The organism is Klebsiella quasipneumoniae subsp. quasipneumoniae (assembly GCF_020525925.1).
Classification (GTDB): Bacteria; Pseudomonadota; Gammaproteobacteria; order Enterobacterales; family Enterobacteriaceae; genus Klebsiella; species Klebsiella quasipneumoniae.
The window spans coordinates 4,642,856-4,656,241 of sequence record NZ_CP084876.1; the positions used below are offsets into that span (position 1 = coordinate 4,642,856).

General features: G+C 59.3%; 16 protein-coding genes. 10 read left to right on the plus strand and 6 right to left on the minus strand.

Features of this window, described 5'->3' with window-relative positions:
- The first annotated feature begins 156 nt into the window (after positions 1 to 156).
- Together LGM20_RS22340 and LGM20_RS22345 are read left to right on the plus strand one after the other, a co-directional pair.
- Complete coding sequence (locus LGM20_RS22340) at positions 157 to 702, plus strand: YfaZ family outer membrane protein (RefSeq protein WP_023291843.1); 546 nt, start codon at positions 157 to 159, stop codon at positions 700 to 702.
- Positions 702 to 1,022: a hypothetical protein gene (locus LGM20_RS22345; RefSeq protein WP_023291842.1), complete on the plus strand. Its 321-nt coding sequence runs from the start codon at positions 702 to 704 to the stop codon at positions 1,020 to 1,022. Before LGM20_RS22340 ends, LGM20_RS22345 begins: the two co-directional genes overlap by 1 nt.
- A 49-nt stretch (positions 1,023 to 1,071) precedes the next feature.
- On the opposite strand, the gene LGM20_RS22350 is transcribed toward LGM20_RS22345, so the two are convergent.
- Together LGM20_RS22350 and LGM20_RS22355 are read right to left on the minus strand one after the other, a co-directional pair.
- A complete protein-coding gene (locus LGM20_RS22350) occupies positions 1,072 to 2,442 on the minus strand; it encodes an NAD-dependent succinate-semialdehyde dehydrogenase (protein ID WP_044525280.1) in 1,371 nt (456 codons plus the stop codon).
- A gap of 159 nt (positions 2,443 to 2,601) precedes the next feature.
- Entirely contained in the window at positions 2,602 to 3,504 is a 903-nt protein-coding gene (locus LGM20_RS22355) for an Rpn family recombination-promoting nuclease/putative transposase (protein ID WP_044525279.1), read from the minus strand.
- A gap of 215 nt (positions 3,505 to 3,719) precedes the next feature.
- Between LGM20_RS22355 and LGM20_RS22360 the strand changes: the two genes are divergently transcribed.
- The 8 genes from LGM20_RS22360 to LGM20_RS22395 all read left to right on the plus strand — a co-directional run bounded on the left by LGM20_RS22360 (position 3,720) and on the right by LGM20_RS22395 (position 10,373).
- Positions 3,720 to 4,535 (plus strand): AraC family transcriptional regulator, encoded by an 816-nt coding sequence (locus tag LGM20_RS22360; protein WP_044525278.1) that lies wholly within the window; start codon positions 3,720 to 3,722, stop codon positions 4,533 to 4,535.
- A 47-nt stretch (positions 4,536 to 4,582) separates the two neighbouring features.
- The gene (locus LGM20_RS22365; protein WP_044525277.1) at positions 4,583 to 5,245 is read left to right on the plus strand and encodes a LysE family translocator; all 663 of its coding nucleotides are present in this window, start codon (positions 4,583 to 4,585) and stop codon (positions 5,243 to 5,245) included.
- Positions 5,238 to 6,530, plus strand: coding sequence for a DUF445 domain-containing protein (locus LGM20_RS22370; RefSeq protein WP_023291837.1), 1,293 nt, complete (start codon positions 5,238 to 5,240; stop codon positions 6,528 to 6,530). The genes LGM20_RS22365 and LGM20_RS22370 overlap by 8 nt, the downstream gene beginning before the upstream one ends.
- Positions 6,531 to 6,583: 53 nt before the next feature.
- Positions 6,584 to 7,831 (plus strand): multidrug efflux MFS transporter MdtM, encoded by a 1,248-nt coding sequence (gene mdtM, locus LGM20_RS22375; RefSeq protein WP_023291836.1) that lies wholly within the window; start codon positions 6,584 to 6,586, stop codon positions 7,829 to 7,831.
- A 25-nt stretch (positions 7,832 to 7,856) separates the two neighbouring features.
- Complete coding sequence (locus LGM20_RS22380; RefSeq protein ID WP_044525276.1) at positions 7,857 to 8,096, plus strand: DUF2164 domain-containing protein; 240 nt, start codon at positions 7,857 to 7,859, stop codon at positions 8,094 to 8,096.
- Positions 8,097 to 8,193: 97 nt separating this feature from the next.
- Positions 8,194 to 9,345: a double-cubane-cluster-containing anaerobic reductase gene (locus LGM20_RS22385; protein WP_044525275.1), complete on the plus strand. Its 1,152-nt coding sequence runs from the start codon at positions 8,194 to 8,196 to the stop codon at positions 9,343 to 9,345.
- Positions 9,346 to 9,354: 9 nt separating this feature from the next.
- On the plus strand, positions 9,355 to 10,122 hold the full coding sequence (gene yjiL, locus LGM20_RS22390) for a putative 2-hydroxyacyl-CoA dehydratase activator YjiL (protein WP_023291834.1): 768 nt from the start codon (positions 9,355 to 9,357) through the stop codon (positions 10,120 to 10,122).
- A complete protein-coding gene (locus tag LGM20_RS22395; protein WP_044525274.1) occupies positions 10,119 to 10,373 on the plus strand; it encodes a putative Se/S carrier protein in 255 nt (84 codons plus the stop codon). The genes yjiL and LGM20_RS22395 overlap by 4 nt, the downstream gene beginning before the upstream one ends.
- On the opposite strand, the gene LGM20_RS22400 is transcribed toward LGM20_RS22395, so the two are convergent.
- The 4 genes from LGM20_RS22400 to LGM20_RS22415 all read right to left on the minus strand — a co-directional run bounded on the left by LGM20_RS22400 (position 10,370) and on the right by LGM20_RS22415 (position 13,291).
- Entirely contained in the window at positions 10,370 to 11,434 is a 1,065-nt protein-coding gene (locus LGM20_RS22400; protein WP_023291832.1) for a DUF2955 domain-containing protein, read from the minus strand. The two genes, LGM20_RS22395 and LGM20_RS22400, sit on opposite strands and share 4 nt — an antisense overlap.
- The gene (locus LGM20_RS22405; RefSeq protein WP_023291831.1) at positions 11,424 to 12,491 is read right to left on the minus strand and encodes an HlyD family secretion protein; all 1,068 of its coding nucleotides are present in this window, start codon (positions 12,489 to 12,491) and stop codon (positions 11,424 to 11,426) included. The genes LGM20_RS22400 and LGM20_RS22405 overlap by 11 nt, the downstream gene beginning before the upstream one ends.
- 6 nt (positions 12,492 to 12,497) lie before the next feature.
- Positions 12,498 to 12,962 (minus strand): MarR family winged helix-turn-helix transcriptional regulator, encoded by a 465-nt coding sequence (locus LGM20_RS22410; protein WP_023291830.1) that lies wholly within the window; start codon positions 12,960 to 12,962, stop codon positions 12,498 to 12,500.
- A gap of 164 nt (positions 12,963 to 13,126) precedes the next feature.
- The gene (locus tag LGM20_RS22415; RefSeq protein WP_044525273.1) at positions 13,127 to 13,291 is read right to left on the minus strand and encodes a DUF1127 domain-containing protein; all 165 of its coding nucleotides are present in this window, start codon (positions 13,289 to 13,291) and stop codon (positions 13,127 to 13,129) included.
- Positions 13,292 to 13,386 lie beyond the last annotated feature (95 nt).

A 13,386-nucleotide genomic window follows, 5' to 3' on the forward strand; every position in this document is an offset into this window, starting at 1 on the left:
TGATGATTGACCTCGCCATAACCCAACGTCATTACAACATTTTCAAAACACTTCCCTGACAAACACAGCATAAAAAATCGACGTAAGTCACATTTGCAGAGGTAAACATCGATTGTTAAGGTGCCCTCAGACAAATTTAATGACGAGGAGCAAACCATGAAAAAGCTTAACATCCTGATTGTTGCTGCCCTGACCGCGGTCTCTGGTTCCGCCATGGCAATGGGGTTTACCGTTGAACAAGGTAAGAATTTTACCAACCTGAATATGGAAATGGGTAAATCCTCTTCCGGCCTGTATGCCGAAAGCCACTGGCTGAAGAATACCGATGATGGTAGCCAGACCGGCGGCGTTGGCGCGGGTTACAATCTGGAAGTTGGCCCGGTGATGCTCAACGCTGGCGCGAAAGCTATCTACCTCGGGCCGAAAAAAGGCGATAACGGCGTCGCGTTTCCGGTCGGCGGCGGAGTGAACGTGGCCCTGACCGACAGCATCCACGTGTTTGGCGAAGGGTATGTCGCCCCCGACGGCCTGAACAACAGCGTGAAAAACTATGTTGAGGCGAACGGCGGCGTGAGCTGGTCCCCGGTTGGTCCACTGACCCTGAAGGTCGGTTACCGTCACGTGAGCGTTGACGGCAAAGAGGGCCGCCCAAACCACACCCTGATTGATGGCGCCTACGTGGGCGGCGGGATTACCTTCTGATGAAATCACGTCTCGCCGCGCTCTCTGCGCTGAGCCTGGCGTTGCTGCTCACCGGCTGCACTCAGTATACCTGGGTGAAGCCGGGTTTAAGCGATGCCGACATGCATAAAAAGCTCACCGAATGTGAAGCGCAGGCCCTGGTCGATCTCCCTCCGGATAACGTGGTGACCGGGTCCAGTTCAGAAAAAACCGACAAAAAGCATAAGAAACAGGATGTTGAAACAAGTTATACGGTAGAAGACGCGAATGAATATCAGCGGGAGACCTTAGTCGACAGCTGTATGTTCAAAAGCGGCTGGGATAAAGTCGAAGTGCAATAAATCTATTATAAAAAAACCTGCCGGATGGCAGGTTTTTTTATGGTCGGGCTTAGCGGCGAACCACCACCAGCTTTTGGTTCACAAACTCTTTGATGCCGAGATCGGAGAGCTCCCGGCCATAACCGGAACGCTTCACGCCGCCAAACGGCAGTTCAGGCGCGGTATCGGTCAGCCAGTTGATATAGACCATCCCGGTTTCAATGGCGGATGCCATCCGTTTAGCGCGTTCGATATCCTGACTGAACACCGCGCCGCCCAGGCCATAGTGAGAATCGTTGGCAAGCGCAATCGCCTCCTCATCGTTTTTCACCACGTAGATCTGCGCCACCGGGCCAAAGAACTCTTCGAAGTACGCCGGGTTGTCGCGGGTGATACCGGTCAGGATAGTGGGTTCAAAGAAGTTGCCGTCTCGCTCCACGGGCTTGCCGCCCAGATGCAGCGTGGCGCCATTTTTGACCGCCTCGTCAACCTGCTTGCTTAAGGTTTCCAGCGCATCTTTAGAGGAGAGCGGCCCCAGCGTGGTGCTTTCATCCAGCGGATCGCCTATTTTTACCTGGCGAAACGCCTCGCTAAATTTCGTCAGAAACGACTCAGCGATGTTCTCATGCAGGATAAACCGCTTGGCGGCAGTACACACCTGGCCGGCGTTGTTCAGCCGCGCCTGGACGCCGATTTTCACCGCGCGATCGAGGTCGGCATCGTCGAGCACCACAAACACATCGTTGCCGCCGAGTTCCAGGGTCGATTTTTTAATATGCTTCGCCGCCTGCGCCGCCACCACGCTGCCAGCTTTTTCCGACCCGGTCAGCGCCGCGCCCTGCACACGATCGTCGGCGATAATCTTCGCCACCTGATCCTGGGAGATAAACAGATTGGTCCACGCCCCTTCCGGTGCGCCGGCCTCGCGCACCAGATGAGCAAAGGTCTCCGCGCAGTGCGGCACAATGCTGGCGTGTTTGGCGATAACCGGGTTCCCGGCCGCCAGGTTTGGCGCCAGGACGCGCATCAGCTGGTAATAGGGGAAGTTCCACGGTTCCACCGCCACTAATACGCCGATGGGATGGTGTTCAACCCAGGCGTCGCCGAGTTCGGTGGGGTATTTCACCGGCGCCAGCATCGATTTGGCGTTATCGGCGTAATAGCGGGCGATTTGCGCGCACAGTTTTACTTCGCCGCGGCTCTGCTTAATGAGTTTCCCCATCTCCTCGCTGGCGATTTTCGCCAGATCTTCCGCCCGGCTGTCGATCAGATCCGCCAGCTTATGCAGCACCGCCAGACGCGGTTCAATATCGCCTTTCGCCCAGGCAGAATGATAGAGCGCATCCGCCTGCCGCAGCGCCGCCTCCACGTCCGCATCGCTGTGCGCCGGGTACGTTTTAATAAGCTGATTGTTCGCAGGATTCACCGTCTGATAGGCCATATCGCATGTCTCCTTGTTATCGCTATTAAGGCAGTCAAAAATGCCGTTAAGGATATTAAGGGTAGTCGAGATGGCTGGCGATGCGGGTAAAGTTAGGTATATCCGGAATATTCCATAACGGTGGCTAACCGGGGCGACCGTCAGGCCGTCCCGGCGTTATCAATGCGCCAGCGCGGCGATCTCGTCGGCGGTCAGGCCGGTGATTTTCACCACCGTCTCGCGGGCAATGCCGTCGGCCAGCATCCTCTGGGCAATGCGCAGCGCCTCGGCATGCTGTCCTTCACGCTTGCCTTTTCTGCGCCACACTTCCTGTAATCGTTCGGCGATGGTCATCAATCTCTCCCTGTGCTGAGGAACCCGTTGCGCCACTTCCTGGATAAACCGGCCAAAGCGACGCGCGTTGCCAGTCTGCAGTAGATAATTAAACAGCGTTTTTATCTGCCTGTCATTAGCGTCACCGCTAAGTAAAATCGTCGTCAGCTGCTCAACAATCGCCATTAAATCGCGCTGGCGAATATGCTTCTGTATCAGCTCGAGTAATGCCACCCGCCGGTGACGAACGATCTCATCGTCGGGGATCACCGTGATATCCACCAGCGGAAAGGGCGAGGCATAAAGCTCCCTCGCCAGCTGTGGATCGGCAAAGCAGTCCAGCCAGCTGAGCGACCACGGGTATGGCGTGGTCGCTCCGTGATAGAACAGCATCGGCACCACCAGCGGCAGTCTGGTATGACCGTTATCCAGATGGCGCTGCATCGCGGCGATGGCGTAGCGCATCAGGCGAAAAGCCATTTGCACGTCCGGTGAGCTCTGATGTTCGATAACCACATAAATGTATCCCTTGCCAGACGCGGTTTTGAGTGACCACAGCACATCGGAGTACCAGGCCCGCAGGCTCTCCTCGATAAAGCTTGCCGACTCCAGCTGTAAGGTATCGAGGTCGCAGCGCTGACGCAGCGCAGGCGGTAGATGGATCGCCAGGAAATCACGCGCGATGTCGGCCTGAGTGAGAAACTGTTTAAACACCGCATCATGCGGCGTCGAGGTGGTGCCCTTTGCCATCGGCTCATCCCTGCCTGCTTATCCTGCAGGGACTCTACCTCCCATGAATGTCGCTGACACCCCGGAAACCGGGATTTTACATTCCGCGACGAAAACATATTTCCCCGGACTGCAAGCGTGACATCCTTTTTCGACGCGGTACGCAAATCCCGGCGGGCGACAGCCTCGGCGCAGCATGCTATAAACGATTTATCCCCTCAGCAAAGGTCGATGCGGTGAACCATACCCGAGATATTCCCCAAACCTTCTGGCGAGACGATCGCCTGCCGTGGCTGGAGCTGCGCAGCACCTGGCGCAGCCGTCAGGCCTATAAGCGCCACAGCCACCCGCAGCTCTCGGTGGGGGCGATTATCGACGGTGAAACGCGCTGCCTGTGCAATGGTCAGGAATATCTCCTGCAGCCCGGGGATCTGATCGTGATCCCGCCGCACGCGCCGCATAGCTGTAATCCGCTGCGTGACCGGCCGCGCAGCTATCATATGCTGTACCTGGAGGCGGCATGGTGCCATGCGCAGCGTCCAGATATTCCCCCTGGCGCCAGTATCACCTCGCCGCAGCCGCTGCTGCGCGACAGCCCTCTCTTTGCCTGCTTCCAGCAGATTGTCGCCCTGATGAGCCGCGGCCGTATTGAGCAACTGCCCGCCCGGCTGGCGCAGCTCCTGCACGCGCTGCCGCTGTGCGCCGCCGTGCCGCAGGCGCCACATCACGCCAGCGCCCTGCTGTTTCAGCGCCTGGCGACAGATCTGCCGGCGCCGCCATCGCTGGATAAGCTGGCCCACGACAGCGCGCTACGTAAAGAGACCGTTATCCGCGCCGTGAAACAGGATACCGGCCTGACGCCCGCCAGTTTGATCAATATGGCGCGCATTGAATATGCGAAAACGCGCTTACGTGCCGGGGACCCTATTGCCGACGTCGGCTATCAGGCCGGCTTTGCCGATCAGAGCCATTTCCATAAAACCTTCGTCAGCTATACCGCCGCCACGCCGCGGCAGTATGCGCAAAGCCGATCAATTTCCGACAATAAGTAATTTTCCACCTGGCGTAGGGTGGCCTCAGCACCATTATCGAGGCCACTATGAATACCTTATCGACTCTCTTCCCCGCCGCCTTTCCGGCGTTAGCCCTGTCCCACTTTGTCGCTCTGCTCAGCCCGGGCCCCGATTTTTTTCTGCTGGTCGGTTACGCTGTACGCTACCGGATCCGCGGCAGCCTCGGACTGTGTCTCGGCATCGCCGCCGGGAATGCGTTGTATATAGTCCTGGCCATCGTTGGCTGGGGGCTTCTGCGCCAGGCGCCGCTGCTGTTTTTGCTCATCGAGCTGCTGGGCGCAGGCTATTTACTGTGGATTGGCAACCTGCTGATTCGCAGCCGTCCCGCGGCGCTGGCGGTGGAGAGTGTTCGCGCATCGTGTCCGGGGTTCGGCAAGCAGTTGCTGCTGGGGCTGGGGTCATCGCTGCTCAACCCGAAGAACGCGCTGTTTTATCTGGCGCTGATGACCTCCCTGCTGGGGCCGGCGGTTACCTTGCTGCAGCAAACGGTAAGTGGCCTGTGGATGGTCAGCGTGGTGTTCTTCTGGGATTTACTGCTGGTGAGCGCGATTGCGCTGCCGCAGGTGCAGCACCGCCTGAGCGCCATCGTCTGGCGGGTCGAGCGGGCGGCGGGGGCGATCCTGATGATGTTCGGTCTGTGGATTATCTGGCGATTTTTGCACGACCTCGCCGTCAGGTTATATGCTTAAGTTTATGGAAAAACTCGCTGAACTGAAACGCGCCAAACTGCTGGCGCTGTCGCTGCTGCTGATCGCCGCCGCGCTATTTATCACCACCCTGCTGCTGCCGCCGACGCCATGGGTCAGCGCGCTGAAGGCCATTTCCGAAGCGGCGATGGTCGGGGCGCTGGCCGACTGGTTTGCGGTGGTGGCCCTGTTTCGTCGTATTCCGCTGCCCTTTGTCGCCCGCCATACCGCGATTATCCCGCGCAACAAAGATCGCATCGCCGACAACCTCGGCCGCTTTGTGGAAGAGAAGTTCCTCGATACCCCGTCGCTGGTGGCGCTGATCCGCCGCTATCAACCAGCTCTGATGCTCGGCAACTGGTTCAGCCAGCCGGAGAACGCCCGGCGGGTCGGCCAGCACCTGCTGCAGGTGATGAGCGGTTTTCTCGAACTGACCGATGACGCCCGCATTCAGCGCCTGCTGCGGCGCGCGGTGCATAAGGCGATCGATAAGGTCGACCTGACGCAGACCAGCGCCATGATGCTGGAGGGGCTGACCCGCGACAACCGCCATCAAAAGCTGCTGGATTCGCTGATAAATCAGCTGATCGCCCTGCTGCAGCGCGACAGCTCCCGCGCCTTTATCGCCCGCGGCATCGTACGCTGGCTGGAGACCGAACACCCGCTGAAGGCCAGGCTATTACCCACCGAGTGGCTCGGCGAGCACAGCGCCGAGATGGTCACCGACGCCGTGAATACCCTGCTGGACGAGGTCACTCACGATCGCACCCACCAGATCCGCCAGACCTTTGACCGCGCGACGCAAAAGCTAATCGATAACCTGAAATCCGACCCGGAACTGGCGCAGAAGGCCGATAACATCAAAGCCTGGCTGAAAAATGATGAGACCTTCAACCGCTATCTTGGCGAAGTGTGGGGCGACCTGCGCGGTTGGGTAAAAAACGATATCAGCAGCGACGACTCGCGTATCAAGCAGCGCATCGCCGAGGCTGGCCAGTGGTTCGGTGAAACCTTACTCCGCGACGACGCGCTGCGCGAATCGCTTAACGAACACCTGGAGCAGGCGGCGCACCGGGTGGCCCCGGAGTTCGCCGCCTTCCTCACTCGGCATATCAGCGACACGGTGAAGAGCTGGGACGCCCGCGATATGTCGCGGCAGATCGAGCTTAATATCGGTAAAGATCTGCAGTTCATCCGCATCAACGGCACCCTGGTCGGGGGAACCATCGGCCTGTTGTTGTGGCTGCTCTCGCAGATCCCGTCGCTGCTGCATCTGCATATTGGTTAGCAATGATACTATCTGAACAATAGCGCTGAAAAATATTCCACAGGGAGGGCGAGATGATGCACCGGATGACCCGCTGGCTAACCCGGCACGCCGCCGCGCTGTTCTTCCCGGCGGCGCTCATTCTGTATGATTTTTCCGCCTATCTCACCACCGACCTGATCCAGCCGGGGATCCTGCACGTGGTGCGGGATTTCAACGCCGATGTGGCGCTGGCTCCAGCCTCGGTGAGCCTGTATATGGCCGGCGGCATGGCGCTGCAGTGGCTGCTGGGGCCGCTCTCTGACCGGATCGGACGGCGTCCGGTACTGCTCACCGGCGCGCTGATTTTCACCCTCGCCTGCCTGGCGACGCTGTTCACCACCTCCATGACCCAGTTCCTGATCGCCCGCTTCGTGCAGGGCACCAGCATCTGCTTTATCGCCACCGTCGGCTACGTCACCGTACAGGAAGCCTTTGAGGAAAAAAGGTCGATCAGGCTGATGGCGGTGATCACCTCCGTCGTGCTGGTGGCGCCGATCGTCGGCCCGCTCTCCGGCGCGGCGCTGATGCATTTTATCCACTGGAAAGCGCTGTTCGGCATTATCGCCGCCATGGGGCTGGTGGCCTGGCTGGGGCTGCTGTTGACCATGCCGGAGACGGTGCGCCGCGGCGATGTGCCGTTCAGCCCCCTGGGCGTGCTGCGCGATTTTCGCAACGTCTTTCGCAACCGCATCTTTTTGCTCGGCGCCGCCACGCTGTCGCTGAGCTATATTCCGCTGATGAGCTGGGTGGCGGTATCGCCGGTGATTTTAATGGACGCCGGCGGGCTGACCACCAGCGAGTTCGCCTGGAGCCAGGTGCCGGTCTTCAGCGCCGTCATCATTGCCAACCTGTCGGTGGCGCGCTGGGTAAAAGATCCCACCCGTCCGCGCTTTGTGCTGAGCGCGGTGCCGGTACAGATGCTCGGCCTGGCCATCCTGATCGTCGGGAATCTGGCCTGGCCGCACGTCTGGCTGTGGTCGGTGCTCGGCACCTGCTTCTACGCCTTTGGCATCGGGCTGATTTTCCCGACGCTGTTCCGCTTTACCCTCTTTTCCAACGACCTGCCGAAAGGCACGGTCTCCGCCTCGCTGAATATCGTGATCCTCAGCGTCAGCGCCTTATCGATTGAAGGCGCGCGCTGGCTGTGGTTCCATGGCGGGAGACTGCCCTTCCACCTGTTGGCGGTGGTCGCGGGGCTCGCCGCCGCCTGCTGCCTCGCCGGACTGTTACGCCACCAGCGTCAGTGTGCGCAAGCGGTCATTGAAGCCCGGCAGTCGTGACCCCTTTTACGGAGAAAGCCCCATCATGAGTGAGATTGAACTCAGCCCGGCGCAGCGCGACCTGCTGCGCGACAGGCTCAGCAGGTACTGCGAAGAGACATTTAACCTCGAACTGGAGCAGTTTGACGCTGAATTTTTTGTCGACTTTATCGCCCAGGAGCTGGGGCCGCTGTTTTACAACGCCGGTATCGAAGAGGCCATCCGCACCCATCTGGCATGGAGCGAGCGGATCCAGGAAGAGATGGATTTAAAGAAGGTCTATTAACGCCGCGCGCAGACGCAGGAGATCAATAAAAGCATACAAACAACGGGGTTATAATGGCGACTCTTTCAGCATCTCCCGTGTACGGGGAAGGAAAACCATGTCGCTTATCACCGATCTACCCGCCATTTTTGACCAGTTCTCGGAAGCTCGCCAGAAGGGCTTTCTCACCGTCATGGATCTTAAAGAGCAGAACGTGCCGCTGGTGGGCACCTACTGCACCTTTATGCCTCAGGAGATCGCCATGGCGGCGGGGGCCGTGGTGGTCTCGCTGTGCTCCACCTCCGATGAAACCATCGAGGAAGCGGAAAAAGATCTGCCGCGCAACCTCTGTCCGTTAATCAAAAGCAGCTACGGCTTCGGCAAAACCGATAAATGCCCCTACTTCTATTTCTCTGACCTGGTGGTTGGGGAAACCACCTGCGACGGCAAAAAGAAAATGTACGAGTACATGGCCGACTTCAAGGCGGTCCACGTGATGCAGTTGCCGAACAGCGCCAGCGACGCGGCCTCCCGCGCCCTGTGGAAAGCGGAGATCCTGCGCCTGCAGCAGGTGATTGAGGCGCAGTTTGGCGCGCCGATTAGCGAGGCGGCGCTGCGCGAGGCCATCGTGCTGAAAAACCGCGAACGCCGGGCGCTGGCCCACTTTTATCGTCTCGGGCAGCTCAATCCGCCGGCGCTCAGCGGCGGCGACATTCTGAAAGTGGTGTATGGCGCCACCTTCCGCTTCGACAAAACCGCGCTGATTGACGAGCTCAACGCCATGGCGGAGCGCATCCGTCAGGAGTGGCGGCAGGGTAAACGACTGGCCTCACGCCCGCGCATTCTGATCACCGGCTGCCCGATCGGCGGGGCGGCGGAGAAAGTGGTTCGCGCCATCGAAGAAAACGGCGGCTGGGTGGTGGGTTATGAAAACTGCACCGGCGCGAAGGCTACCGAGCGCTGCGTGGCGGAAGAGGGTGACGTCTACGACGCCTTAACCGATAAATATCTCGCCATCGGCTGCTCCTGTATTTCCCCTAACGATCAGCGCCTGCAGCTGCTGAGCCAGATGGTGGAGGAGTACCAGGCCGACGGGGTAATCGACGTCATCCTGCAGGCCTGCCATACCTATGCCGTGGAATCGCTGGCCATTAAACGCCATCTGCGCCAGCAGCACGACCTTCCTTATATGGCGATTGAAACCGACTATTCGACAGCGGACCTCGGCCAGCTCAGCACCCGCGTCGCCGCCTTTATCGAAATGCTGTAAGGAGCAGGCGTGATCTACACGGTTGGTATTGATTCCGGCTCCACCGCCACGAAAGGTATCCTGCTGGCGGACGGGGTGATTACGCGTCGTTTCCTCTGCCCGACCCCCTTTCGCCCCGCCGACGCCATCCATGAGGCCTGGGAGACGCTGCGCGCTGGCCTCGCGGAAACGCCCTTTTTAACCCTCACCGGCTATGGCCGCCAGCTGGTGGATTTTGCCGATAAACAGGTGACGGAGATTTCCTGTCATGGCCTCGGCGCCCGCCTGCTGGCGCCGGACACCCGCACGGTGATTGATATCGGCGGCCAGGACAGCAAGGTTATCCAGCTGGATGCCGGGGGCAACCTCAGCGACTTTCTGATGAATGACAAATGCGCCGCCGGTACCGGCCGTTTTCTGGAGGTCATTTCACGAACCCTCGGCGCCAGCGTCGAACAGCTGGACGTCATTACCGACGGCGTGGAACCGCACGCCATCACCAGCATGTGTACGGTATTCGCCGAATCGGAAGTCATCAGCCTGCGGTCGGCCGGGGTCGCGCCGGAGGCGATTCTGGCGGGGGTGATTAACGCCATGGCCCGGCGCAGCGCGAACTTTATCGGCCGCTTATCGGCGCAGGGACCGCTGCTGTTTACCGGCGGCGTCAGCCACTGCGCCGCCTTTGCCCGCATGCTGGAAAGCCATGTCGGCATGGCGGTGACAACCCATCCCGACGCCCAGTATGCCGGGGCGATCGGCGCGGCGCTGATCGGCCAGCGTCAGCGGAGGCGCGGATGACAACCTTTCTGTTTTTATTTCATTCCACGGTGGGAGTGGTGCGCACGCGCAAAGCCCTGCAGGCGGCGGGAATGACCTTCGAGGTCAAAGATATTCCCCGCCAGCTGCGCAGCGGCTGCGGGCTGTGCATCCTGCTGGAGGGGACGGAAGCCGATGCGCGAAGCTGGATCCTGCCGGAGCTGACGGCGGCGTTGTATCAGCAGGACGGGGAAGCGTGGCGCTGTCTCGCCACCTTCCCATCGGCAGGTTAATCGCTTACCACAAAGCGCGTCGCCGCGAAGCAGTTCAGCAGGCGGTGCATCAGAAAGACCAGGGTCAGCGTCACCACCAGCGAGACCGTCACCGAGGTGATGCGGTACAGATCGCTGAATACCAGATCCTGATAGGGATGCAGATTCTGGCCAAACATAATGCCGATGGTGGTGATGCTGGCGAAGCCCACCCCGGCGCCCACTTTCTCCATCACGTGCAGACGGGCGCTGAAGGCCAGCCCGAGGCCAATCAGCGGCATCATCAGGACCATGTGGTTGCTGAAGTCATAGATAATCAACTGCACCACCAGAATATAGAGACAAGCCAGCACCACCCCCGCCACGCGCCAGATCGAGCTGATCACCGCCCCGCGATAGTGCATCGGGAACAGGATCAGGATCCCGGCCATCAGCGCTGACAGCGAGTCGCTGAGATCGCAGATCTGAAACACCACGAAGATGATCGTCGCCACCGTGCCGGAGAGCAGCGACTCGTGGCGGATGCGGGCGGCGTCTTTTTCAAGGCGCGGCGGCGGCTTGCGCGGCTCGACGTCCGGGATCAGGTAATGCAGCAGCGCGCTTAGCGCCACCGCCAGCACGCACGCTTCCATGTTGGAGAACATCAGGGTGTGCCAGTTGCTGGTCGGGTAGCTCATAAAGTTGAGCATCGTGCTCTGACACACCACCCCCATCGACCCCAGCAGAAACAGCGGCCCCTGGCTCATAAAGCGAAAACGCATCACGTACAGGGCGAACACCACCAGCGTCATGATCACCGGCCACTGTGACAGATAGCCAACGATCAATACCATTTCGACGCAGTTCACCGCCGCGCTGAATACAAACTGGCGGGCGACATGGCGGTTGAACACCGGCACCAGCGACATCAGCATCAGCGGATAAACCACAAAAAATACGCCGTACTGCACGTCGTAGAAGGTGGAGATGCTGAGGGCAATGGTCCCGGCCACGGCGATACGCACCGTCTGGCGAAAATCATTCGCCGTGTAGACGATATTGCCGTGCGGGGTAAAGACGTGCGCCAGGGTATTAATAGACATAGTGCAACCAGCTCACCAGATGGATCTGCAGGCCGGCGAAGGTGCGGGCGAAAGGTCCCTCGCTATTGTACAGCTGCACCGTGGCGCGGGCGCCGGTCGGCAGCGGTTTCTCCAGCGGCTGATCCAGCGCGACGTGAATGCGCATTCGCTGGGCGTCGCGCACCCAGCGGGTGGACTGTTCCGGCTGCGACAGCTGACCGTTAACCGCCTCCTGCCCCGCCAGAATCCCGGCATCGCTGCTGGTGACATGCGCCGGGAAGACTTCCCCCGGCAGGGCGTCAAAGACCACCGCCGCATCGGTGTTTACCGCGGTGTGGCGCAGGCTCTTCTCACGGAAGTCAGCGACGATATCGGTATTGTTGTTGACCAGCGCCAGCACGGCCGTCGCCGCGGTGGCGTAGATCCCCGGGTTAAGCTGCAGGTTGCTGACCATGCCGTCAGTTTCCGCACGCACTTTGGTCCAGGCCAGGTTCAGCTGCGCCTCCTCCAGCGCGTTGCGGTATTTCTGCAGGGTGACGTTGCGCTTATCGTCGCGCTCGCCGCGCTGGATCAGCAGGTTCTGGATCTGCGCGTTCAGCGCCGAGACCGACTGCTCGCTGGTCTGCCAGGTGGTCCGCACCTTGTCGAGATCGGACTGCGAGACGTTCTGCATGGTGCTCAGGCGCTGATAGCGATCGAGCGTGACCTTATCGTTACGGGCGGTGTACTGCGCGGTGCGCAGGTTGGCGCGGGCGGCGGCGATTTGCGCGTCCAGCTGCTGGTTGCTCAGCTTCGCCTGTTCAAGGGCGATCTGTGCCGCTTCAACTTTATTAATGAATGGCGTTGGGTCGAGCTCATACAGCAGGTCGCCCTTTTTCACCTGGCTATTGTTATGCACGTAGACGTGCGAGACATAGCCGGAGACCCGCGACGAAACCGGGGTCACCACGCGCATGACGGTGGAGTCCGGCGTCAGCGGGATCCAGATATCGGCAACGATAAACCAGGCGAATATTCCCAGAAAAGCGGCAATACTCACCCGTACCCAGCGGGCAAATTTTTGTTCAGGCGTCATCATAGTGTGTTAGATCTTGTTATCTTCTTCGCGGATAGTCCGCAAACGGCAGGCGATTTGATTTAACGTGGCGCTGAAGGTGGCGAGGTCGGCCTCCGGGATGGTCTGGGTTACGCGCTCCTGATAGGTCTCGATCACGCGGCTCAGTTTTTCCAGAATAGCCCGCCCCTCAGCGGTCAGCGTCAGCAGGCGAATGCGTTTGTCATATGGCGATGTGGAACGCAACAGATAGCCCTGCTTTTCCAGTAATGAGAGGGTGCGCGTCAGCGGCGGCAGTTCAATCCCCTGCACCTCCGCCAGTTCGCTGACCGAGACGTTGTCTCCCAGCTGATGCAGCTGCATCAGCACCGTCCAGCTGGACTGGGTGAGTCCCGTATCGGTGATAGCGGAGTCAATAATCGCGCGCCACTGGCGCACCACCATGGCCATCCGCATCCCCAGCGGGCGGCGGGCAAACAGTTCGTCTTCAGTCACAGCTTTTCCTCTCATTGTTGAGAAGAAAATAATACTTATCAGGGTAAGTATCAAGAAACGGAAGGTCGCGTCGCATCAATTGATAAATTTCGTGAATGTTTCCCCGGCGTCGCCAGCGCTTACCGGGGCAAAGAAGAAATGATGTCTGAAAAAAACCGCACTTTTTAATTGATCTGATCCCGACGCAGGCCGATATCTTTCAGCTGTTCGTCGCTCATTTTCTGCAAAGCTCTGCGCGTTTGCTCCCGAAGCCACCATTTTTTGACAAATCGCGCCAGCAGTACGAAACCGATAAATGGCTGTCTTGCCCTGTTCTCGTGAAATTCCATCCTCTACCTCCTCACCTTGCCAGAGGCTTTATCTTCACGGATTTGGGGGTAAGGAATACAGATTCACAAAACACTTTTCTTTAACATACAGATTA

Bases quoted from the DNA above. Each gene is read 5' to 3' on its own strand.
- LGM20_RS22340 (WP_023291843.1), top strand. From the start codon at position 157: ATGAAAAAGCTTAACATCCTGATTGTTGCTGCCCTGACCGCGGTCTCT.
- LGM20_RS22345 (WP_023291842.1), top strand. From the start codon at position 702: ATGAAATCACGTCTCGCCGCGCTCTCTGCGCTGAGCCTGGCGTTGCTG.
- LGM20_RS22350 (WP_044525280.1), bottom strand. From the start codon at position 2,442: ATGGCCTATCAGACGGTGAATCCTGCGAACAATCAGCTTATTAAAACG.
- LGM20_RS22355 (WP_044525279.1), bottom strand. From the start codon at position 3,504: ATGGCAAAGGGCACCACCTCGACGCCGCATGATGCGGTGTTTAAACAG.
- LGM20_RS22365 (WP_044525277.1), top strand. From the start codon at position 4,583: ATGAATACCTTATCGACTCTCTTCCCCGCCGCCTTTCCGGCGTTAGCC.
- LGM20_RS22370 (WP_023291837.1), top strand. From the start codon at position 5,238: ATGCTTAAGTTTATGGAAAAACTCGCTGAACTGAAACGCGCCAAACTG.
- mdtM (WP_023291836.1), top strand. From the start codon at position 6,584: ATGATGCACCGGATGACCCGCTGGCTAACCCGGCACGCCGCCGCGCTG.
- LGM20_RS22380 (WP_044525276.1), top strand. From the start codon at position 7,857: ATGAGTGAGATTGAACTCAGCCCGGCGCAGCGCGACCTGCTGCGCGAC.
- LGM20_RS22385 (WP_044525275.1), top strand. From the start codon at position 8,194: ATGTCGCTTATCACCGATCTACCCGCCATTTTTGACCAGTTCTCGGAA.
- LGM20_RS22395 (WP_044525274.1), top strand. From the start codon at position 10,119: ATGACAACCTTTCTGTTTTTATTTCATTCCACGGTGGGAGTGGTGCGC.
- LGM20_RS22400 (WP_023291832.1), bottom strand. From the start codon at position 11,434: ATGTCTATTAATACCCTGGCGCACGTCTTTACCCCGCACGGCAATATC.
- LGM20_RS22405 (WP_023291831.1), bottom strand. From the start codon at position 12,491: ATGATGACGCCTGAACAAAAATTTGCCCGCTGGGTACGGGTGAGTATT.
- LGM20_RS22415 (WP_044525273.1), bottom strand. From the start codon at position 13,291: ATGGAATTTCACGAGAACAGGGCAAGACAGCCATTTATCGGTTTCGTA.